The 21,106-nt window shown below is 73.0% G+C and carries 21 protein-coding genes and 1 tRNA gene; 13 read left to right on the plus strand and 9 right to left on the minus strand.

The window, feature by feature from the left end; all coding sequences use genetic code 11:
• The first annotated feature begins 36 nt into the window (after nt 1-36).
• The 6 genes from ACUW6W_RS07085 to ilvA all read left to right on the plus strand — a co-directional run bounded on the left by ACUW6W_RS07085 (nt 37) and on the right by ilvA (nt 6,318).
• Nucleotides 37-1,452, plus strand: coding sequence for an NAD(P)/FAD-dependent oxidoreductase (locus ACUW6W_RS07085; protein WP_454180050.1), 1,416 nt, complete (start codon nt 37-39; stop codon nt 1,450-1,452).
• Between the two features lie 91 nt (nt 1,453-1,543).
• Nucleotides 1,544-1,620 (plus strand) — tRNA-Leu (locus tag ACUW6W_RS07090).
• A gap of 184 nt (nt 1,621-1,804) precedes the next feature.
• Nucleotides 1,805-2,680: a Bax inhibitor-1/YccA family protein gene (locus ACUW6W_RS07095; RefSeq protein WP_036384970.1), complete on the plus strand. Its 876-nt coding sequence runs from the start codon at nt 1,805-1,807 to the stop codon at nt 2,678-2,680.
• Between the two features lie 121 nt (nt 2,681-2,801).
• Nucleotides 2,802-3,773: an aldose 1-epimerase family protein gene (locus ACUW6W_RS07100; RefSeq protein ID WP_061866920.1), complete on the plus strand. Its 972-nt coding sequence runs from the start codon at nt 2,802-2,804 to the stop codon at nt 3,771-3,773.
• On the plus strand, nt 3,770-4,987 hold the full coding sequence (locus ACUW6W_RS07105; protein ID WP_061866919.1) for an AI-2E family transporter: 1,218 nt from the start codon (nt 3,770-3,772) through the stop codon (nt 4,985-4,987). Before ACUW6W_RS07100 ends, ACUW6W_RS07105 begins: the two co-directional genes overlap by 4 nt.
• Complete coding sequence (ilvA, locus tag ACUW6W_RS07110; RefSeq protein ID WP_061866918.1) at nt 4,987-6,318, plus strand: threonine ammonia-lyase; 1,332 nt, start codon at nt 4,987-4,989, stop codon at nt 6,316-6,318. Before ACUW6W_RS07105 ends, ilvA begins: the two co-directional genes overlap by 1 nt.
• A gap of 10 nt (nt 6,319-6,328) precedes the next feature.
• Here ilvA and ACUW6W_RS07115 read toward each other — a convergent pair whose 3' ends face one another.
• The 3 genes from ACUW6W_RS07115 to ACUW6W_RS07125 form a co-directional block, all read right to left on the minus strand.
• Nucleotides 6,329-6,967, minus strand: coding sequence for a GPP34 family phosphoprotein (locus tag ACUW6W_RS07115; protein ID WP_061866917.1), 639 nt, complete (start codon nt 6,965-6,967; stop codon nt 6,329-6,331).
• A 96-nt stretch (nt 6,968-7,063) separates the two neighbouring features.
• Nucleotides 7,064-7,558 carry a transcription elongation factor GreA gene (gene greA, locus ACUW6W_RS07120; protein ID WP_073115954.1) on the minus strand — a complete coding sequence of 165 codons (495 nt, stop codon included), beginning with the start codon at nt 7,556-7,558 and terminating at the stop codon, nt 7,064-7,066.
• A 258-nt stretch (nt 7,559-7,816) separates the two neighbouring features.
• Nucleotides 7,817-8,263: a DUF4307 domain-containing protein gene (locus ACUW6W_RS07125; protein WP_002856530.1), complete on the minus strand. Its 447-nt coding sequence runs from the start codon at nt 8,261-8,263 to the stop codon at nt 7,817-7,819.
• Between the two features lie 115 nt (nt 8,264-8,378).
• On the opposite strand from ACUW6W_RS07125, the gene mca reads away from it, so the two are divergent.
• Both mca and ACUW6W_RS07135 read left to right on the plus strand, forming a co-directional pair.
• Nucleotides 8,379-9,371 (plus strand): mycothiol conjugate amidase Mca, encoded by a 993-nt coding sequence (gene mca, locus ACUW6W_RS07130; RefSeq protein ID WP_095347542.1) that lies wholly within the window; start codon nt 8,379-8,381, stop codon nt 9,369-9,371.
• A 48-nt stretch (nt 9,372-9,419) separates the two neighbouring features.
• Nucleotides 9,420-9,824, plus strand: a complete 405-nt coding sequence (locus tag ACUW6W_RS07135) for a hypothetical protein (RefSeq protein WP_036384966.1) — start codon at nt 9,420-9,422, stop codon at nt 9,822-9,824.
• 156 nt (nt 9,825-9,980) lie between these two features.
• Here ACUW6W_RS07135 and trhA read toward each other — a convergent pair whose 3' ends face one another.
• Nucleotides 9,981-10,700 carry a PAQR family membrane homeostasis protein TrhA gene (gene trhA, locus ACUW6W_RS07140; protein WP_123244297.1) on the minus strand — a complete coding sequence of 240 codons (720 nt, stop codon included), beginning with the start codon at nt 10,698-10,700 and terminating at the stop codon, nt 9,981-9,983.
• Nucleotides 10,701-10,803: 103 nt separating this feature from the next.
• Between trhA and ACUW6W_RS07145 the strand changes: the two genes are divergently transcribed.
• The gene (locus ACUW6W_RS07145) at nt 10,804-11,577 is read left to right on the plus strand and encodes an isoprenyl transferase (RefSeq protein WP_041105013.1); all 774 of its coding nucleotides are present in this window, start codon (nt 10,804-10,806) and stop codon (nt 11,575-11,577) included.
• On the opposite strand, the gene ACUW6W_RS07150 is transcribed toward ACUW6W_RS07145, so the two are convergent.
• Nucleotides 11,556-12,197 carry a rhomboid family intramembrane serine protease gene (locus tag ACUW6W_RS07150; RefSeq protein ID WP_230297415.1) on the minus strand — a complete coding sequence of 214 codons (642 nt, stop codon included), beginning with the start codon at nt 12,195-12,197 and terminating at the stop codon, nt 11,556-11,558. The genes ACUW6W_RS07145 and ACUW6W_RS07150 overlap by 22 nt on opposite strands.
• Nucleotides 12,198-12,424: 227 nt before the next feature.
• Between ACUW6W_RS07150 and ACUW6W_RS07155 the strand changes: the two genes are divergently transcribed.
• Both ACUW6W_RS07155 and ACUW6W_RS07160 read left to right on the plus strand, forming a co-directional pair.
• On the plus strand, nt 12,425-13,873 hold the full coding sequence (locus ACUW6W_RS07155) for a PhoH family protein (protein WP_041105009.1): 1,449 nt from the start codon (nt 12,425-12,427) through the stop codon (nt 13,871-13,873).
• Between the two features lie 345 nt (nt 13,874-14,218).
• The gene (locus ACUW6W_RS07160) at nt 14,219-14,722 is read left to right on the plus strand and encodes a prepilin peptidase (protein WP_041105007.1); all 504 of its coding nucleotides are present in this window, start codon (nt 14,219-14,221) and stop codon (nt 14,720-14,722) included.
• A gap of 90 nt (nt 14,723-14,812) precedes the next feature.
• Here the strand turns inward: ACUW6W_RS07160 and ACUW6W_RS07165 are convergent, their stop codons facing one another.
• Genes ACUW6W_RS07165 through ACUW6W_RS07175 form a run of 3 tightly spaced genes read right to left on the minus strand, consistent with a single transcriptional unit; the run spans nt 14,813 to nt 17,548 of the window.
• Complete coding sequence (locus tag ACUW6W_RS07165; RefSeq protein ID WP_095347539.1) at nt 14,813-16,234, minus strand: class II fumarate hydratase; 1,422 nt, start codon at nt 16,232-16,234, stop codon at nt 14,813-14,815.
• Between the two features lie 55 nt (nt 16,235-16,289).
• Nucleotides 16,290-16,961 carry a carbonic anhydrase gene (locus ACUW6W_RS07170; protein WP_002854504.1) on the minus strand — a complete coding sequence of 224 codons (672 nt, stop codon included), beginning with the start codon at nt 16,959-16,961 and terminating at the stop codon, nt 16,290-16,292.
• The gene (locus ACUW6W_RS07175; protein WP_152743687.1) at nt 16,958-17,548 is read right to left on the minus strand and encodes a DUF4245 domain-containing protein; all 591 of its coding nucleotides are present in this window, start codon (nt 17,546-17,548) and stop codon (nt 16,958-16,960) included. The genes ACUW6W_RS07170 and ACUW6W_RS07175 overlap by 4 nt, the downstream gene beginning before the upstream one ends.
• 107 nt (nt 17,549-17,655) lie before the next feature.
• Between ACUW6W_RS07175 and glpX the strand changes: the two genes are divergently transcribed.
• Nucleotides 17,656-18,678: a class II fructose-bisphosphatase gene (gene glpX, locus ACUW6W_RS07180; protein ID WP_144825398.1), complete on the plus strand. Its 1,023-nt coding sequence runs from the start codon at nt 17,656-17,658 to the stop codon at nt 18,676-18,678.
• 23 nt (nt 18,679-18,701) lie between these two features.
• On the opposite strand, the gene manA is transcribed toward glpX, so the two are convergent.
• On the minus strand, nt 18,702-19,946 hold the full coding sequence (gene manA, locus ACUW6W_RS07185) for a mannose-6-phosphate isomerase, class I (RefSeq protein WP_123244300.1): 1,245 nt from the start codon (nt 19,944-19,946) through the stop codon (nt 18,702-18,704).
• 127 nt (nt 19,947-20,073) lie between these two features.
• Here manA and ACUW6W_RS07190 point away from each other — a divergent pair, with 127 nt between their 5' ends.
• Nucleotides 20,074-21,081, plus strand: coding sequence for an IS481 family transposase (locus ACUW6W_RS07190; RefSeq protein ID WP_454180054.1), 1,008 nt, complete (start codon nt 20,074-20,076; stop codon nt 21,079-21,081).
• Nucleotides 21,082-21,106 lie beyond the last annotated feature (25 nt).

Genomic DNA, 21,106 nt, shown 5'->3' on the forward strand with positions numbered 1-21,106 from the left:
GGAGGGGCCGGGCCCGTGCGTGCGTAGACTGGCGGTATGTCTCTCACTCCTGAACTGTCTCCCAAGCCGCGCCTGCTGATCGTCGGCGGCGGCTACGCCGGGTTCCATGTCGCCCGCGAGCTGCAGAAGAAGGTCGCCGAGCGCGGCGGCGTCGTGACCGTCGTCGACCCCCGCCCGTACATGACGTACTACCCGTTCCTGCCCGAGGTCGTGGGCGGCCACATCGAGGGCCGCCACGTGAACGTGGACCTGCAGACGCACCTCAAGGACGCCGAGGTCGTCCGCGGCGCCGTCGTGTCCGTGGACCACGCCGGCCGCACCGCCGTGGTGCGCGGCGAGGGCGGCGACGAGTTCGAGATCCCGTACCAGGACATCGTGATGACCGCGGGCGCCGTGACCCGCGTGTTCCCGATCCCGGGTCTGGGCGAGCAGGGCATCGGTCTGCGCTCGGTCGAGGAGGCCGTCCAGCTGCGCAACCAGATCCTGGAGCGCCTGGACGCCGGTTCCCTGATGACGGACGCCGAGGAGCGCAAGCGTGCCCTGACCTTCGTGGTGGTGGGCGGCGGCTTCGCCGGGATCGAGGCCATCGCGGAGATGGAGAACCTCATCCGCAACGCCGTGGAGCGCAACGAGCGCCTCTCCCAGTCGGAGATCCGGATCGTCCTCGTCGAGGCCGTGGGCCGCATCATGCCCGAGGTCTCCGAGGAGCAGGCCCAGGGCGTGGTGGAGCATCTGAAGTCCCGCGGCGTCGAGGTCCTGCTGAACACCTCGCTGGGCGACGCCACGGACGGCGTCATGAAGCTCGTGGCCATGCCCTCCAAGGAGGAGGCGGAGACCTTCGCGGCGGACACCCTCGTGTGGTGCGCCGGCGTGGTGGCCAACTCCGTGGTCAAGAGCACCGACTTCCCGGTGGACGACCGCGGCCGCGTGGAGGCCACCCCCACCCTGCAGATCAAGGACGGCGAGGCCGGCGCGCTCGAGGGTGCGTGGGCCTGCGGCGACGTCTCCGCCGTGCCGGACCTGACCGGGGCCGGCCCGGGCGGCTTCTGCGTCCCGAACGCCCAGCACGCCATCCGTCAGGCCAAGCGTCTGGCCGCCAACTACATGGCCGTGCGCCACGGCGAGGGCGAGGTGCAGGAGTACGTGCACAAGTCCCTGGGCACCGTGGCGGGGCTGGGCTTCGGCCGCGGCGTGGGCAACCCGCTGGGCACCAAGATCGCCGGCATCCCGGCGTTCCTGGCCCACCGCGGCTACCACGGCTACGCGATGCCCACCCTGGAGCGGAAGTTCCGCATCCTGTCCGGCTGGGTCGCCGAGACCCTGTTCGGCCGTGACTCCACCTCGGTGGCGGGCCTGGACACCCCGTTCAACCCGTTCCGCCGCGCCGCGGGCGTCGAGCTCGAGCCCGGCCGCTTCGAGCGGCAGCGGGCCCTCGAGTCCTCGAAGGGCTGATCCCGCAGCCAGCGGGCCGCCGGCCCCGTCCGAGCGCATCGGGCGGGGCCGGCGTCGTCCGCACCCGGGCCCGCGTCCACGGGCCCGCCACGCCCCCGTGGCCCAACTGGCAGAGGCGGCCGACTTAAAATCGGCGTGTTGCGGGTTCGAGTCCCGCCGGGGGCACCACGCGTCTCCCCGCGCGCCTCGCTTCTGCGCCCACCGTGAACAGCCGGTGAACCGGCGCGGATCCACGCTCCGACCCCGCGCGCGGACACAGACCTCCCGATAGGATCGTGCTGAACCCCGGGGCACGAACGCGGCTCACTGCGGCGGCGTGCGACCGGGCCGACTCGACCCGAAGGAGTGAGCCGTGGCGAATCCGGTCATGAACTCTCAGAACTTCCAGCAGCAGATGCAGGGCGGCGGACAGGCGCAGCCCGGTTGGTACCAGGGCGGGCAGCAGTCCGCGCAGTCCCCGTACGGCCAGCAGCAGAGCCCGTACGGCCAGGCCCAGGCGTTCGGCGCCGGCCAGGCGGCCCAGCAGTACGCGCACCAGCAGTCCATGGAGGACGCCTTCCGCGCGCCCTCCGCCGGCCCGGAGCAGACCGGCCGGATGACCTTCAACGACGTCGTCGGCAAGACCGGCCTGATGCTCGTGCTCGTCGTGGTGGCGGGCGCCGTGGGCTGGTTCTCGCCGGGCCTGATGATCATCGGCGCGATCGCCGGCCTCGTGCTGGGCCTGGTCAACGCGTTCAAGCGCGAGCCCTCGCCCGTGCTGATCATGGCCTACGCCGTGGCGCAGGGCCTGTTCCTGGGCGGCATCTCGGCGTTCTTCGAGGGCGCCTACCCGGGCATCGTGGTGCAGGCCGTGCTCGGCACCTTCTCCGTGTTCGCGGTGATGCTGGCGCTCTACACCTCGGGCAAGTTCCGCCCGACCCCGCGCATGACGAAGATCGTCATGGGCGCCATGATCGGCTACCTCGTGTTCATGCTCGTCAACCTGGTCCTCACCTGGACCGGCATCGGCAACATGCGTGAGGGCGGCCTGGGCCTGATCATCGGCGCGATCGCCGTGCTGCTCGCCGCGTACTCGCTGACGATGGACTTCGAGATGGCCGCCGTGGGCGTGAAGAACGGCGCCCCGCAGAAGTACTCCTGGTCCGTGGCCTTCGGCCTGACCGTGACCCTGATCTGGCTGTACATCGAGATCCTGCGCATCGTCGCCATCCTGCGCGGCAACGACTGACCGGCGCCCCGTCCCCGCACGGAGACCCGCACCGCCGCCCCGGTCCTGCACAGGGCCGGGGCGGTCTGCGTCCGCGAGGGCGTAGATTGAGGGGGTCCCTCGCCGCCACTCAGGAGGTTTCGTGACCGAGACCAGCGACCTGCCCGCCTTCGGGGCTCCGGACGCCACCGGCACCCAGCACCGCCTGCACCGCGGGTCCGCGGAGGCCGTCGTCGTCGGCCTGGCCGGTGCCCTGCGCAGGTACCGCGTGGGCGGCGTGGACCTGACCGAGCCGTACGGCCAGGACGTGGTCCCGCCCGCCGCCAACGGCATCCAGATGAGCCCGTGGCCGAACCGCGTCGCCGGCGCCCGCTGGATCCTGGACGGCGTCGAGCAGCGCCTGGACGTCACCGAACCCGCGCGCGGCCACGCCAGCCACGGCCTGCTGCGCAACACCCACTTCGTCACCGAGACGTTCTCCGCCCACGCGGTGACCCTGCGCGGTGAGATCCACCCCCAGCACGGCTGGCCGTTCCGGCTCACCCACCGCGTCACGTACGAGCTCGAGGCGGACGGCGGCCTCACCGTCACCGCCGAGGTGCAGAACCACACGGACGCCACCGTGCCCGTGGCGGTCGGCTCCCACCCGTTCCTGCGGATCGGGGACGTCCCGACGGCGGAGCTGAGCCTGCGCGTGCCCGCGGACGCCTGGATCCGCACGGGGGAGGACCTCATCCCCGTGGAGACCCTGCCGGTGGACGGCACCGACCTGGACTTCCGCCGCGGCCGGGCCGTGGGCGAGGCCGCCCTGGACGTGTGCCTCACCGGCCTGACCCCGGACGCCGACGGCCGGCACCGCCAGACCCTGCTCGCCGCGGACGGCCGCGCCGTGACCCTGTGGACCGACCACGCGTTCGCCTACACCCACGTCTTCGTCACGGACCGGCTGCCCGGCCGTGACACGGCACTAGCGGTGGAGCCGCTCACCGCTCCCGCGGACGCCCTGAACTCGGGGGAGGGCCTGCACCGGCTCGCCCCGCACGCCCGCTGGAGCGTCCAGTGGGGTCTGACCCCCCATGTCCCCGACCACCCACACGAGGAGGATCGCGCGTGAGCTCGACCCTGGCGGCCCAGACCAAGATCGACAAGGACGTGCCCTACGGGCTGACGGTGGCCGCGGCCTGGTCCTGGCGGCTGGTGGCCGTCGTCATCGGCATCGGCGTCGTGGTGTACCTGCTGGGCTTCGTGAGCCTCGTGGTGATCCCGATCCTCGTGGCCGCGCTGCTGGCCACCCTGCTGGCCCCGGTGTTCCAGGCGATGCGGCGCATCAAGGTGCCGGGCGTCGCGGCCGCCCTGCTGTGCGTGCTGCTGCTGGTCGTCGTCGTGGTGGGCCTCATGGGGCTCGCCGGTCAGCAGATCGTCCAGGGCTTCGCCCAACTGGGCGGCCAACTGGGCCAGGCCGTCGACGACGCGATCGCCTGGCTGGCCGGCGTGGGCGTGGAGATCCCCCGTTCCGGTGCCGGGCTGGAGGGCCTGTGGCAGACGCTGCGGGACAACTCCGCCACGGTCATGAACAGCGCCGTCTCGTTCGGCTCCACGGCCGTCAACATCGGTGCGGGCCTGTTCATCGCCCTGTTCTCCCTGATCTTCTTCCTCTACGACGGCGACCGCATCTGGCGCTTCCTGCTGATCTTCGTGCCGAAGGCGCACCGGGCCACCGTGGGCCGCGCGGGCCGCTCCGGCTGGCAGTCCCTCGGCTCCTACGTGCGGGTCCAGATCTTCGTGGCGTTCATCGACGCCGTCGGCATCGGCATCGGCGCCCTGATCCTCGGGGTGCCGCTGGCCATCCCGCTGGCCGTGCTCGTGTTCCTGGCCTCGTTCATCCCGATGATCGGCGCCACCCTGACCGGCGCGATGGCGGTGCTCCTGGCCTTGATGTCCAACGGCCTGGTCAACGCGCTGCTCATGCTGGGCGTGGTGCTGCTCGTGCAGCAGATCGAGTCGAACGTCCTGCAGCCGCTCGTGATGGGCAAGGCCGTCGCGCTGCACCCGCTGGCCGTGTTCCTGGCCGTCGCCGCCGGCTCCACCGTCCTCGGCCTGGCGGGCGCCGTGTTCGCCGTGCCGGTGCTGGCCTTCGTGAACAGCTTCGTCCGCGCCCTCACCGCCGACACCCCCGAGGAGCTCACGGAGCGGACGGACCACGCCCTCGAACCGGGCGGCGCGGAGGACGAGGCGGCCGGCTCCCACCGGTACCGCCCCTCGACGCACGAGGACGCCGCCCTCGCCTCCGAGGCCGACGCGGGCACCCGGCACGGGGACGGCGCCTGATGGGCGCGGCGCAGGCCACGGACACCCCGGACCGGACCGTCCCGACGCCGTCGCCCCGGTGGGTGCGGCCCGCCGGCGGCCCGCCGGCCCCGACGGCGCTGCCCGTCACCCTCGAGGAGATCGAGCGGGCGCGCGAGACGCTGCGCGGGATCGCCGAGCTCTCCCCGCTGCAGCACTCCCGGGCGCTCTCCCGGGCCGTGGGCACGGACGTGCACCTGAAGTGCGAGAATTTGCAGCGGGCCGGCTCGTTCAAGGTCCGCGGCGCCTACGTGCGGATGGCGCAGCTGAGCGAGGAGGAGCGCGGCCGCGGCGTCGTGGCCGCCTCGGCCGGCAACCACGCCCAGGGCGTCGCCCTCGCGGCCGCCAAGCTCGGCATCCGCGCCCGCATCTTCATGCCGCACGGCGTCGCCCTGCCCAAGCTGCAGGCCACCCGGGACCACGGCGCCGAGGTCGTCCTGCACGGCTCCACCGTGGACGAGTCCCTCGCCGAGGCGCAGCGGTGGGCCACGGAGACCGGTGCCGTGTTCATCCCGCCGTTCGACGACCCGGCCGTGATCGCGGGCCAGGGCACCGTCGGCCTCGAGATCCTCGACGTGCTGCCGGACGTGGACACCGTGATCATGGGCATCGGCGGCGGGGGGCTCATCGCCGGCACGGCCGTGGCCCTCAAGGAGGCCGCCCGGCGTCGTGGGCGCACGGTGCGCGTCATCGGCGTGCAGGCGGCCACCGCCGCCGCGTTCCCCGGCTCCCTCGAGGAGGGCCGCGTCCAGGTGCTGGAGAGCGTGTCCACCATCGCGGACGGCATCGCCGTCGGCAGGCCCGGGGCCCTGCCGCTGCGGATCGCCGCCGAGCTGGTGGACGCCGTCGTGACCGTCACGGACGACGAGATCGCCGCGGCCCTCGTCCACCTCCTCGAGCGCTCCAAGCTCGTCGTGGAGCCGGCGGGCGCCGTCGGGGTGGCCGCCCTGCTGGCGGGCCGCACGGCGGACCTGGGCTTCGAGCTCGGCACCACCGCCGTGATCCTCTCCGGCGGGAACATCGATCCGATGCTCATGCTGAAGTCCATCCAGGCCGGACTGTCGGCCGCGGGGCGCTATATGACCGTGCGCATCCCGCTGCGGGACCGCCCGGGCGAGCTGGCCACGATCTCACGGATCATCGCGGACACGGACGCCAACGTGGTGCGCGTGGACCACACCCGCGTCGGCCCGGAGCTGTCCATGGGCGGCGCGCACATCACGATCGACATGGAGACCCGCGGCGCCGAGCACTCCGCCCAGGTCCTGGAGGCGTTGCGCGCGGCCGGTTACAGCCCGGCCCCGCTGCCCTGACCGGGCCGGCTCAGGCCGCGGAGCCGGCGGCGGCCGCGGTGACGGTGCCGGAGGTCCCGCCCACCGCGCGGCGCACGGCCTGGACCAGGAGGTCCTCGCGCGTCAGTGTCTCGATGCGGCGGACCATCTCGCGGCGGTCGTAGCGCTCGTGGGAGCCCGGCAGCAGGCGTCGGGCGAGGTTGAGGTGCTGCAGCACGCCGAGCAGGAGCACGTCCTCGTCGGCGGGCTCGGCCTCGTCGAGGACCACGGCGGTCAGGTGCGCCAGCAGCTCGGTGCGCTCGGTGCCCCGGGGGACGTGCCGGGTGGCCAGGAAGGCCTTGCGCTCGGTGAGGCGGCCGGTCTCGGTCAGATGGGCGACGACGGCCTTGCGCAGGTCCGGCTTGCCGGCCGCCACAGTGGACACGAGCGGTCGGCCGGCCAGGGCGTCGACCTGTCCGAGGGAGGAGTCCAGGACGGGGTCGCCGGTGGTGCCGGCCGCGGTCACGAGCACGCGGGCCCGGTCCACGGGGACGTCCTCGAGGGTCACGATCCCGGCGGAGCGGTGGTCGGCCAGCGCGGCGGCCGCGAGGGCCACGCGGTGGTGGGAGGGGCTCTCGGAGAGCCCGTCCTCGCGGGTGAGCAGCAGGTGCGCCTTCTCGACGGTCAGCATGGGGCCAGAGTAGCAACGGGGGCGCGGTGGGGCCCGGGACGGACGACGGCCGCGGCCCCTCGAGGGGACCGCGGCCGTCGTCGGGGCCGGGGAGGGTCAGCCGGAGTAGGGCTGGACGTCCTTGATCTCGACCTTGATGTCCTTGCCGTTCGGGGCGGTGTAGGAGACCTTGTCGCCCTTCTTGGCGCCGTTGATGGCCTCGCCGAGCGGGGAGCGCTCGGAGTAGACCTCGAGCGACTCGTCGTCCGCGGCGATCTCGCGGTTGCCGAAGAGGAACGTCATCTCGTCGCCTGCGACGACGGCGGTCACCACGGTGCCCGGGTGCACGGCGCCGTCGTTCTCGGCGGCCTCGCCCACGCGGGCGGTCTCGAGCAGGTGCTTCAGCTCGGCGATGCGGCCCTCGTTCTTCGACTGCTCCTCGCGGGCGGCGTGGTAGCCGCCGTTCTCCTTGAGGTCGCCCTCATCGCGGGCGGCCTCGATGCGCTCGATGATCTCCTGACGGCCGGGACCGGAGATGTACTCGAGCTCCTTGGAGAGGCGATCGTACGCCTCCTGGGTCAGCCACGGGGCGTCGGACTGGCTGGTGGTCATGCTCTGTTCCGCCTTTCTGTCTCGGGTGATGCGGAGTCCGGGGCGCGGCGCACCGGGTCTGGCGCGCGATCCGCGTCCGGCGGACGCGCCCGCATGCGAAAGACCCCGCCGATCAGGAGGGCGCGCGTGCCCCGAGGGCTCCGTGCGACGCCTGCCTGACTCACCGGCGGGGCGGGAATGCTCCGACGAGTCTATCCGGGCGGCGTGCGTCACACCAAAGGCGGCCGCTACGTTGAGGGCGGAGCGGGCCGGGAGGGTTCAGACCTTGCGGCAGGTCTCGACGACGCCGGAGTCGCCCCGCACCACGGTGCGCACGTCCACGGTGTAGCGCTGCTGCGCGTCCGAGGGGGAGTCCCGCCGGTCGGCCGGCAGGGTCTCCAGGCGGACGGTGCGGAAGCCGACGGGGGCGGCGTGGGAGTCGGTGACGAGCACATCGCACTCGGCCTGCACGCCCTCCGGGACGGAGGCCTGGAAGGTGACGGTCGCGTGGCCGTCGTCCTCGATGGTGAAGCCGACGTCCTTGTACTCGATGGCGCCCACGGACATGTTCAGGCCGATCCACACGGACAGCAGCACGGCCACGACCAGCCCGAGCCCGCCGAGGCCCGCCCACAGCCGACGACGGCCCGGACGCGTGTGGTCCGTGCCGTACCGGTTGGCTAATGTGGGGTCCTGCGCGCGGACCGCGGGGGCGTGGTGAGACATCCCCTCCACCCTAGCCGCTGCCCGCCGCCGGAGGCCGATGACGACGTCGGCCTGGACCCCTCACGCCGCCGCCCCCGCGGCGGCCCCGCCATCCGGACAGGAGTGTGCGATCCACGTGACCGATCAGACCCCCCAGGCCCAGCCCGCCGCAGGCACCGCCCTGCCGCCCTCCACCGGGCTGCGTCTCATGGCGGTGCACGCCCACCCGGACGACGAGTCCTCGAAGGGGGCCGGCACGATGGCCGCCTACGCGGCGGCCGGGGCCGAGGTCATGGTCGTCACGTGCACCGGCGGCGAGGCCGGCACCCTGCTCAACCCGTCGTTCGGGGACACCACCCGGGCGGACCGGGACATCGCGGCCGTGCGCCGCGAGGAGATGGCCGAGGCCGCGGGCATCCTCGGCATCCGGCACGCCTGGCTCGGCTTCCTCGACTCGGGCCTGCCCGAGGGGGATCCGCTGCCCGCCCTCCCGGCGAACTGCTTCGCCGAGGTCCCGCTCCAGGATGCGGCGACCCCGCTGATCTCGCTCGTGCGCCGGTTCCGCCCGCACGTGCTCATCTCCTACGACGAGGTCGGCGGCTACCCGCATCCGGACCACCTGCAGGCCCACGCCGTGACGATGGAGGCCTACCGGGCCGCCGGCCTCGCGGACAAGTACCCCGAGGCCGGGCCCGCGTGGGAGGTCTCGAAGGTCTACTACGACTGCGGGTTCAACCCGCGGAAGTTCCGCACGATGGCCGCGGTGGCCGAGGCCGACGGCGAGGACGTGCCGTTCGCCCGACGCCTGATGATGTTCGATGCGATGGACGCGATGCGCGAGGTGCTGCGCCGCCGTGAAGCCGGGGAGGACGTGCCCGACCCGGAGGTCATCCCGCCGTGGGTCACCGCAGACCACGACGTCACCACGCAGGTGGACGTCACCGGCTTCCTCGACGAGCGCGACGCCGCCCTGCGGGCGCACCGCACGCAGATCGACCCCGACGGCATGTTCTTCGACGCGCCCCACGACCTGCAGCGGCGCGCCTGGCCGTGGGAGGACTTCGCGCTGATCGACTCGCGCGTGCCCTCCGAGCTGCCGGAGCACGACCTCTTCGCCGGCCTGCGCTGAGCCGCCCCGGCTCGGGCCGAGCGGCCGGGGCCGGTAGAGTGGGGCGGCGTGACACCCCTGTCTGGCCTTCCCCTCGTCCTCACCGCGCTCGCGGCCGCGAGCCCCGCGCCGGTGCCCGCCGTCCCGGAGCCGACGCTGCGCCCCGGGCTCGAGGAGGCGGAGGTCACCCCCGGCATCGAGGGGTTCCTGTTCACCGCGCTCATGGTGGTCATGGCGATCATCGTCCTCCGCGTCATGGTCCGCTCGGTGCGCCGCGTCCAGCAGCGTTCCCCGGAGGCCGAGGCCATGCTCGTGGAGCGCCATCAGCAGCACCTGCCGGACGAGGTCCGCGCGGGCGGCGAGCACCTGGACGCGGACTCCGAGGACCGGCTGCGCCGCCTGCAGGAGAAGTACCCCGGGTACCTCCAGGAGCCGGCCCCGGAGCCCCAGGCCCCGGACACCGGACGCGACTGACCGTCGTCGGGCCCGTGCACGCCCGAGACTCGACGCCGGAGACTCCACGCCCGAACCCTTGAGGCCCGCAGACGCGCCGCTACGGCATGGACGTAGCGGCGCGTCTGCGGGCCTCGGCGCTGCCCGGCGGGCGGCAGACCCCCGTCCCCGCCACGCTCAGGCGACGACGAGCACCGCCCGGTAGATGGCGACGGCGTGGCACACGAAGCCGGCCACCGTGAAGGCGTGGAACAGCTCGTGGAAGCCGAACCACTCGCGGTGGATCGTGGGGGCCTGCAGCGCGTAGAAGACCGCGCCCGTGATGTACGCGACGCCGCCGGCCACGATCAGCCACCCCGCCGCCGCATCCGCGGCGAAGAAGTCGCCCAGGTAGAGCAGCGCCGCCAGCCCGAGGGCCACGTACACCGGCGTGTAGAGCCAGCGCGGCGCGTCCGTCCACAGCACCCGGAACGCGACGCCGGCCACGGCCCCCACCCACACCAGGGTGAGCAGCACACGCGCCCGGTCCGGAGGCAGCAGGGCCAGGGAGAGCGGCGTGTAGGTGCCGGCGATGACCAGCATGATGTTCGTGTGGTCCAGCCGCTTGAGGACACGGGAGACCACCTCGTTCCACTGCACCAGGTGGTACGTCGCCGAGACCGCGAACAGCAGCAGGCCCGTCACGGCGTAGACCGCGCTGGCCCACCGCAGCGTTGCGGTCGGCGCGAGCACGATGAGCACGATGCCGGCCGCGAGCGTCAGCGGCGCCATGACCGCGTGGATCCAGCCGCGCAGTCGGGGCTTGTACAGCGGATGGTCGGGGTCGCGGACGCGCTCGACGCGCCAGCGCAGGCGGCGGGTGGCGTCGGCGTCGCGGAGGGGTGTCACAGGGTCCATGCGTCCATTGTCGCCGGTCGGGTCGGGGCCCGTGCGGGATGGTCGCTGTGTGCCGCGCGCGTATCCTGGAGGCTCGCAGGACCGTCCGAGAGGGGAGCGCGCCGTGGGTCGACCCGAGGCCTTCTACCGCCTGTACGAGCGGCGGCTGACGCGCGGCCTGGACCCGGAGCGGCTGCCCCGGCACATCGGCGTGCTGGTGGACGGCAACCGTCGCTGGGCCCGCGCGTTCGGGGCGTCCACGCAGCAGGGCCACCAGGCCGGCGCCGAGCGCATCCTCGACTTCATCGGCTGGTGCGACGAGGCCGGCATCCCCGTGGTCACGCTCTACATGCTCTCCACCGAGAACCTGCGGCGCCCGGCGGAGGAGCTCGCCCCGCTCCTGGAGATCATCCAGACGACGGCGGAGCGCCTCGCCCAGCCGGCCGAGGGCCGCGCCCCCGTCTGCGTGCAGCCGGTCGGCGCGGTGGACCTGCTCCCCGAGCCCATGGCGCGACGGCTCGCCGAGGTCGCCGAGCAGACCAAGGGCCACGACGGCGTGCACGTGAACGTGGCCGTGGGCTACGGGGGCCGCCAGGAGATCCTCGACGCCGTGCGCGAGCTGCTGCGGGACGAGCACGCCCTGGGCCACAGCGCGGCGGAGGTGGCCGAGTCCGTCACCGTCGAGCAGATCGCGGACCGGCTCTACACGCGCGGCCAGCCGGACCCGGACCTGGTCATCCGCACGTCCGGGGAGCAGCGGCTCTCCGGGTTCCTGCTCTGGCAGTCCGCGTACTCGGAGTTCTACTTCTGCGAGGCCATGTGGCCCGCGTTCCGCAAGGTCGACTTCCTGCGTGCCCTGCGCGACTACGGCAGCCGTCAGCGCCGGTTCGGCACCTGACGGTCGGCGCGGCCCCACCACAGGCCCAGCAGCACCCCGACGACGGCCCCGGCCAGGTGGCCGGTCCACGAGATGCCGGGTGCCGGCAGCAGGCCGATCAGGCTCGAGCCCAGGTGCGTGAGCGCGACGAGCACGGAGACGACGACCGCCCCGATCCGCCGCACCGCGATCCCGTAGACGATCAGGAACGCGATCAGCACGTACACGATCCCGGAGGCGCCGATGTGCACGCCCGGGGTGCCGATCACCCAGGTCAGCAGGCCCGAGCCCAGCCAGGCGCAGACGAGCAGGGCCACCGGCCGACGCGAGACCAGGGCGGCCAGCGGACCGAGGACGAGCAGCGCCGTCGTGTTGCCGATCAGGTGGGCCCAGCCGGCGTGCAGCACGGGGGAGAACAGGACCCCGTCGAGGCCGTCGAGGCGTCGGGGGATCAGGCCCACGCCGGGGATGATCACCCGGCCGAGGAAGATCAGCACGACCTGCGCGACCCACATGGCCGCGATCAGCACGGCGGTGGGCGCGACGGCGCCCAGCAGGCGGCCGCCGGCGCGCTCGGCCAGGGTCGGGGCGGGGGCTGGGCCGCCCGGCAGATCGGGCAGGCCGGGGGACGGGCGGTGCATGCTCAAGGGCCCTCCTGGGGACGGGGAGCGGGCGGCCGTCGGGACGTCGGCGGCGCGTCTCCAGTGTAGGGAGCGCGGGACGCCGGGGCCGTGGCGGGGCCCGGACGGACCGTCACCGCGACTTCATCCCGGGTTCACCGTGCCGGGCCCCGGCGGACGACGCCGCTTCCTAGCGTGGCCCGTGGGCGGACCCCCGCCCGCACGGTTCACCGGCACAGGAGGCAGACATGGTGGCAGAGCTCGTGGAGCACGCGCAGACCCGGCAGGAGCCGTCGAGCCGGCCGGGCCAGGCGCGTGCCGAGGCGGGGGCGGCGGAGGCGACCGGCCTGCGGACCTACGTGGTGGACACGTCCGTGCTGCTCTCGGACCCGCGCGCCCTGCTGCACTTCGCCGAGCACGAGGTGGTCCTGCCGCTCGTGGTGGTCTCGGAGCTCGAGGCCAAGCGCGCCGACCCCGACCTCGGCTACTACGCGCGCACGGCCCTGCGCCTGCTCGACGACCTGCGCGGCCGCCACGGCGCGCTGGACCAGCCCGTGCCGATCACCCCCGAGGGCGGCACGCTGCGGATCGAACTGAACCACGTGTCCGTGGACGTGCTGCCCCTGGGCATCCGCGGCACGGACAACGACTCCCGCATCCTCGCCGTCGCGAAGGCGCTCGCGGACGAGGGCGCCACGGTCACGGTCGTGTCCAAGGACCTGCCGATGCGCGTGAAGGCGGCGGCCATGGGCCTCGCCGCGGACGAGTACCGCCACGAGCTCGTGCGTGACTCGGGCTGGCGCGGCACCGTCTCCCTCAGCGTGGCGCAGGAGCGGCTGGACGCCCTCTACGACGACGGCGAGGTCGACCTGGCCGGCGTCCCGCTGGGGACCCTGACCGGCACGGGCGTCGAGACCGGGCCGGAGGAGGCCCCGGCCGAGGCGGACCGTCTGCCGGTCAACACGGGGCTGGTGCTCACCGCGCCCCGGGGCTCCGCCCTGGCCCGGGTCGGCGAGGGCGGCCGAGCCTGCCTGGTGCGCGGGGACCGCGACGTGTTCGGCCTGCACGGCCGTTCCGCCGAGCAGCGGCTGGCCATCGAGCTGCTGACGGATCCGAGCGTGGGCATCGTCTCCCTCGGCGGCCGCGCGGGCACCGGCAAGTCCGCGCTGGCGCTGTGCGCGGGCCTCGACGCCGTGATGGAGCGCCGCGAGCACCGCAGGGTGGTCGTGTTCCGCCCGCTGTACGCCGTCGGCGGCCAGGACCTCGGCTACCTGCCCGGCTCCGAGGGCGACAAGATGGGCCCGTGGGCGCAGGCCGTGTTCGACACCCTGGGTGCGCTGGTCTCCCCGTCCGTGGTGGACGAGGTGGTGGACCGCGGGATGCTGGAGATCCTGCCGCTGACGCACATCCGCGGCCGCTCGCTGCACGATGCGTGGGTGATCGTGGACGAGGCGCAGTCGCTCGAGCGGAACGTGCTGCTCACGGTGCTGAGCCGGATGGGCCGCAACTCGAAGGTCGTGCTGACCCACGACGTCGCCCAGCGGGACAACCTGCGCGTGGGCCGGCACGACGGCATCGCGGCCGTGGTGGAGCGCCTCAAGGGCCACCCGCTGTTCGGACACGTGACGCTGACCCGTTCCGAGCGCTCCCCGATCGCCGCGCTGGTCACGGACCTGCTGGAGGAGGGCCGGGCCTGAGCCGGGCGGCGGGGTCGGTCATGAAAAAGGGGCCGCTGCCGAAGCAGCGGCCCCCGGCGGGGGTGCTCGGCCCCGCGGAGGGGGGGATGGGGGACCGAGGAAGCCCGCCACCATGGCCCCTTTGAAACGGGATTGAGGCCATGGGGTCTGTGTGAGCCCCGTACGTCCATGAGACGGCTGGAAGCTCGTGACTTCACAGTAGACCCACGCGAGGGCTCGTCGCAATGGGCGGCTCCGGTTGCGCTGTGGGCAGAACACCGGGTGGCCGGACCGTGAACGCGAGGTGGCCGGATCGCCCTGTGGACGACGGCCCGGCGGGTGCGCCGCCCGGCCTAGGCTGGGCGCATGAGCGGGGTGGGATGGGCGTGGACGCACGGCGCGCCGGCGACGGCGGTGCTGTGGTCCCTGGGACTGGTGTGGTTCGCGGTGTGCTCGGGCGTGCTCGTGCGCACGGACCTGCGCGAACATCGGCTGCCGAACCGATGGACGCTGCGGCTGGCGCTGGGCGGGTTGGCGATGATGACCGGGGGAGCGCTGCTGGCGGGCCGGGGTGACCTGGCCCTCTGCAGCCTGCTGGGCGGTCTCGGCTACACCGTGGCGATGCTCGCGCTGCACGTGCTCAGCCGCGGCGGCCTCGGGATGGGGGACGTGAAGCTCGCCGGCGGGCTGGGCGTGTACACGGGGGTGCTCGGTCCGACGGCGGTGCTCGCCGCCGGGGTGGGCGCGATCCTGCTCGGCGGCGTCGTGGCGGGGCTGCTGGTCCTCGCGGGCCGGGCGACGGGGCGAACGGCGCTGCCGTTCGGGCCGGCGATGGTGGCGGCGGCCGCCGGAGTGCTGGTGCTGGCGTGAACGACGGACGGCCGCCCTCCGCACGGGAGGACGGCCGCTCGTCGTCGTGGTCCGGGAGGCGGCGTCGCGCCGCTCACCGGATCCGCCGGATCACTCCGGGTGGGTCATGGACATGGTGTCCAGGGCCTTGTCCAGCTGCTCCTCGGTGACCTCGCCGCGCTCGACGTAGCCGAGGTCCACGACGGCCTCACGCACGGTCATCTTGTTCGCGACGGCGTGCTTGGCGATCTTGGCGGCGGCCTCGTAGCCGATCACCTTGTTCAGCGGGGTCACGATGGACGGCGAGGCGCCGGCGAGGAAGGCGCAGCGCTCCTCGTTGGCCTCGATGCCGTCGATCATCTTGTCCGCCATGACGCGCGTCGTGTTGGCCAGCAGGCGGATGGACTCGAGCAGGTTGGCGGCCATCACGGGGATGCCCACGTTGAGCTCGAAGGCGCCGTTGGTGGAGGACAGGGCGACGGTGGTGTCGTTGCCGATCACCTGGGCGCACACCATGATCGCGGCCTCGCAGATCACGGGGTTGACCTTGCCCGGCATGATCGAGGAGCCCGGCTGCAGGTCCGGGATGGCGATCTCGCCGAGGCCGGTGTTCGGGCCGGAGCCCATCCAGCGCAGGTCGTTGTTGATCTTCATGAGCGAGAACGCGATGTTCCGCAGCTGGCCGGAGGCCTCCACGAGGCCGTCACGGTTGGCCTGGGCCTCGAAGTGGTTGCGGGCCTCGGTCAGCGGCAGACCGGTCTCCTCGGCGAGCAGCTCGATCACACGGGCGGAGAAGCCCTTCGGGGTGTTGATGCCGGTGCCCACGGCGGTGCCGCCGAGCGGGACCTCGGCCACGCGCGGCAGCGCGGACTGGATGCGCTCGATGCCGTAGCGGACCTGCGCGGCGTAGCCGCCGAACTCCTGGCCCAGGGTCACCGGGGTGGCGTCCATGAGGTGGGTGCGGCCGGACTTCACGACGCCGGCGAAGGCCTCCGCCTTCTTCTCGAGGGAGACGGCCAGGTGGTCCAGCGCCGGGACGAGGTCGTTCACGAGGGCGGCGGTGACGGCCACGTGCACGGAGGTCGGGAACACGTCGTTCGAGGACTGGGAGGCGTTGACGTGGTCGTTGGGGTGCACCTCGTCCTCGGAGCCGGCCTCCTTCAGTGCGCGGGTGGCGAGGGTGGCGAGCACCTCGTTGGTGTTCATGTTCGAGGAGGTGCCGGAGCCGGTCTGGAACACGTCGATCGGGAACTGGTCGTCGTGGTCGCCGGCGATGACCTGGTCCGCGGCGGCGACGATGGCGTCCGCGCGCTCCTGCGAGATGATGCCCAGCTCGGCGTTCGCCTTGGCCGCGGCCTTCTTGACCTGTGCGAGGGCGTGGATGTGGGCGGGCTCGAGGCCCTTGCCGGAGATCGGGAAGTTCTCCACGGCGCGCTGGGTCTGCGCACGGTAGAGCGCGTTCACCGGCACCTTCACCTCGCCCATGGTGTCGTGCTCGATGCGGAACTGCTGATCGGTGTTCTCTGCGGTCATGGTCACATCCTAGGACGGCGCGGGCGCCCGGTGCCGCACCGGACGCCCGGCGTCGTCAGACCGCCAGGTCGCCGTGCACGCGGCCCGGCCGCGCGGTGCCCTCGGAGAGCGAGTAGGTGAGCCCGACGACGGCGGTGCGCCCCGACTCGACGGCCGCGCGGACGGACTGCGAGGTCTCCAGGAGGTGGTCGCAGGTCTGGTCCACGTGCTCGGCCACGAACTCGTCGACCTCCTCCAGACCGCGGCGGCGCCCGGCCAGCACGGACGGGATGATGCGCTCCACGAGGGGGCGCACGAAGCCGCGCGGCATGGTCCCGGAGATGTAGGACTCGACCGTCGCGGTGACGGCGCCACACGAGTTGTGGCCCAGGACGATGACGAGCGGGATCTCCAGCACGTCCACGCCGTACTCGATGGAGCCCAGCACGGCGTCGTCGATCACGTGGCCGGCCGTGCGCACCACGAACACGTCGCCGAGGCCCAGGTCGAAGATGATCTCCGCCGCAAGCCGCGAGTCGGCGCAGCCGAAGATCACGGCGACCGGGGCCTGGCCGGCGGTCAGGTCGCTGCGCCGCTCCGCGTTCTGGTTCGGGTGGCTCGGCTCGCCCGCCACGAAGCGGCGGTTGCCCTCGGCGAGGACCTCCCACGCCTCCGCGGGGGTCAGGTCGGAGGTGGGGACGACGACGTCGGGGGCCGGCGTCGTCTCGGGGCGGGTATGGGGGGTCATCGTGTCTCCTTCGCGACGCCGTGCGCCAGGTCTTCGAGGACGGCCTGGTCGCCGGTGGTGGTCAGCACCACGGTGCTGCCGTCCACCTCCGCCACGAGCCGTCGCTCCGGCTTCTTCGGATCGGCGTGGAGATCCCACGCGATCCCGTCGATCTCGATCGTCTCCGACGTCGGGACGTGGTCCACCCGCAGGCTCACCCAGGTGGGGTCGACGTCCTCGGCCTGCTGCAGGCCCGCGAATACCGTGTCCGTCACCACCCAGCCGACGTCCCACGTGGAGACGCCGTCCAGCTTCTGCAGGCGGGCGTAGTTGGCGTACCAGGACTCCGGCACCTCGGGCGCCAGGGCCGGCAGGTCGCCGTCGTCGTGGGGGACCGTGGCGGCCTCGGCGGCGACGTCGACGCGGTCCTCACGGGGCCGCTGCGGCGGCTCCGGGTTGAGCAGGAGGACCACGGCCACGATCGCCAGCAGAGCCGCCAGGGAGAGCACCATGGCCATCCACGGCTGCCGGGCCCGCTGCGCCTGCGTGGCGGTCAGGACGGGACGGGGGGCGGGGGCGTGGGGGTCGGCGGAGCTCACGGTCAGCATTGTGCCACCCACGGGAGGCCGCCCCCGTAGGATGAGGACCGGGGCAGAGCCGCCCTCACGCCCCGTCTCGTGCGGACGGAGCGCCGCGAGCAAGGATCGGAGCAGCGATGACCAGCGCGTCCTCGGAGAAGACCGGCTACGAGAATCACGTCCCGGACCGCAACCTGGCCATGGAGTTGGTGCGGGTGACCGAGGCGGCGGCCATCGCCGCGAGTCCCTGGGTGGGCTACGGGGACAAGAACAAGGCGGACGGCGCCGCGGTGGACGCGATGCGCGCGTTCATGGACACCGTGGCCATGGACGGCACCGTGGTGATCGGCGAGGGCGAGAAGGACGAGGCCCCCATGCTGTTCAACGGCGAGCAGGTCGGCGACGGCTCCGGCGCCGCCGTGGACGTGGCCGTGGACCCGATCGACGGCACCCGCCTGACCGCCATGGGCTACAACAACGCGCTCTCCGTCTTCGCGGTGGCCGAGCGCGGCACCATGTTCGACCCGTCGGCCGTGTTCTACATGGACAAGCTCGTGGTGGGCCCCGAGGCCGCCGACTTCGTGGACATGCGCCTGCCGGTGAAGCAGAACGTGAACCTCGTGGCCAAGGCCCTGGACAAGCCCGTCTCCCAGGTGACCGTGTGCGTGCTGGACCGCCCCCGCCACGAGGGCCTGGTCAAGGAGATCCGCCAGGCCGGCGCCCGGGTGAAGTTCATCCTGGACGGCGACGTCGCCGGCGCCATCGCCGCCGCCCGCCCGGGCACCGGCGTGGACATGATGATGGGCATCGGCGGCACCCCCGAGGGCATCGTCACCGCGTGCGCGATCAAGGCCACCGGCGGCATCATCCAGGGTCGCCTGGCCCCCACCGACGACGCCGAGAAGCAGAAGGCCCTCGACGCCGGCCTCGACCTCGACGCCGTGCTGACCACGAACGAGCTGGTCACCTCCGACCACTGCTACTTCGCGGCCACCGGCATCACCGACGGCGACCTGCTGCGCGGTGTGCGCTTCGCCGACGGCCGCGTGCACACGCAGTCCATCGTGATGCGCTCGTCATCCGGCACGGTCCGCACCGTGGACGCCGACCACGACGTGAAGAAGTGGTCGAAGTGGCTGGAGGACCGCGACGCCCGCTGAGCCTGCGGGCCGGCCTGCCGGGCTCAGCCCCGCGGCAGGCCGGCCACGTGCACCGTCGCCGGGGCGCCGGCCGCGGCGCGGACGGCCAGCGGGCCGGACGCCGTCTCCGCGGCGGGCAGGAACACGGCCTCGCCCGGGCCCAGCTCGATCTCCTGGCCTGCCAGGGCCAGGCTCGCCGTGCCGCGGGTGACCACCGCGATCCCGGGCCCGTGCACGTCGAGCCCGTGGACGGCGTCGTCCTCGAGCGTGGCCTGGAGCAGCTCGAACTCCTCGAACGGCGGGCGGAAGGCCACCACGGAGTCGGCCACGCGCTCGGGCTCGGTGGAGGGCACCGGCAGCGCCTCGAAGGTGACCACGCGGCGCAGCTCGGGCACGTCCACGTGCTTCGGGGTGAGCCCGCCGCGCAGCACGTTGTCCGAGGCCGCCATGACCTCCACGCCCAGCCCGTGCAGGTACGCGTGCACGTTGCCGGCGGGCAGATGGATGGCCTGACCCGGGGCCAGGTCCACGCGGTTGAGCAGGATGGCCACCACCACGCCGGGGTCGTCCGGGTGGTGCTGGGCGACCTCGAGGGCCGTGGCCAGCGAGGGGTCGCGCTCGGCCAGGTCCGGCGCGGCCCGCAGCACGTCCACGACCTGCGCCACGGCGCCGGGAGAGCCCCACACGGAGTCCGGGTCGAGGATCGAGGTGAACGCGTCCTCGAGGTCCCCGGCGGCGAGGGCCTGGCTGATCCGGGCGGCGGCGACGGCGACGGCGGACGTGTCCCCGTCCGCCCGCTCCGTGAGGGCGCGGGCCAGGGCCTCGAAGCTGTCCGAGGAGACCTCGGGGGAGCGGAAGCCGCACATCGCCGAGAAGGGGGTCAGCGCGAGCAGCATCTCCGGCTTGTGGTTCGCGTCCTTGTAGTTGCGCTCCGGGGCGTCGACCGGCACGCCGGCGGCCTCCTCCGCGGCGTATCCCGCGCGGGCCTGCTCCAGGGTGGGGTGCGCCTGGATGGACAGCGGGGCGCCCGCGGCGAGCAGCTTCATGAGGAAGGGCAGACGGCCCTCCGGCGCGGCGGGCCCTAGGCAGCGCTCCGGGTCCGCGGCCACCACCTCGTCCAGGCCGACACGGGCGCCGTCCGCCACGACGGCGACGCACGGGGCGCCCGGATGGTCGCCCAGCCACAGCTCGGCCTCGGGGCGGCCGGTGGGCTCGCGTCCCTGCAGGTCGGCGAGGAGCGTGGGGGAGCCCCAGGCGTAGTCACGGATCACGGGCTTCAGGACGTGCATGCGCCCCAGCCTAGGTGTTGTGGGTCATGAGGTTCTTGCCACGAGGCGCCGGCTGAGATGAGACGAGTGGGCCTCTCCCGCAGGATGGAAGTTCCTCAACAACCCACCTGCCCGAAAAGACCCACTCATGACTCACGCTAACGCACCCCTGACCCCCACCGGCCGTCTCAGGATGGTCCACCGCCACCTGCACGACGGGATCCCACAGGCGCACGTGGCCGCCGAGTTCCGGGTGAGCCGGCCCACGGTGGCCACCTGGGTGGCCCGCTACCGCGCCGAGGGCGAGGCCGGCCTTCAGGACCTGCCCAGCCGGCCGCACCGTTCACCTGCCCAGCTCGATCCGGTCCTGGTCGCCCAGATCCACGCCCTGCGGCGGGAGCGCAAGTGGTCCGCACGGCGCATCCATCACCACCTCGCCTCCGAAGGCCACCAGCTGTGCCTGCGCACCGTGGGGAGGTGGATGCACCGGCTGGGCATCTCCCGGTTGCGAGACCTCGCGCCCACAGGTGAGGACCTGCGCCAACGACCCCAGAAGATCACCGCGAGAGGGCCGGGGCACATGGTGCACCTGGATGTGAAGAAGATCGGGAAGATCCCAGACGGGGGCGGCTGGCGCACCCACGGACGTGAAAGTGAAGCAGGCCGTGCTTCCAAGCGCGGGCCTGGCCGGCGGGTCGGCTACACCTACCTGCACTCGGCGATCGACGGGTACACCCGCCTGGCCTACACCGAGGCGTTGGAGGACGAGCGGGCGGCCACGACCGTGAGCTTCTACTGCCGGGCGCGGGCGTTCTTCGCCGCCCACGGCATCACCGTGGACCGGGTGATCACGGACAACGGGAACAACTATCGGGCTGCGGACTTCACCGCGAAGGTGGTCTCGCTCGGGGGCCGGCATCACCGGATCCGACCCTACACCCCGCGCCATAACGGGAAGGTCGAGCGGTACAACCGGCTGATGGTCGATGAGGTCCTCTACGCCCGCCCCTACACCTCAGAGCAAGCTCGGCGTGAGGCCCTGGCGGTGTGGGTGAACCACTACAACTACCATCGGCCTCATACCTCCTGGGGAGACGCTCCTCCGGCCTCGTTGGCCCCGGCCCGAGTCAACAACGTCATGACCTCTTACACCTAGGTCAGCCCGTCGGCCCGCGCGCCGC

This window comes from Micrococcus sp. 093350064-1, assembly GCF_053627955.1.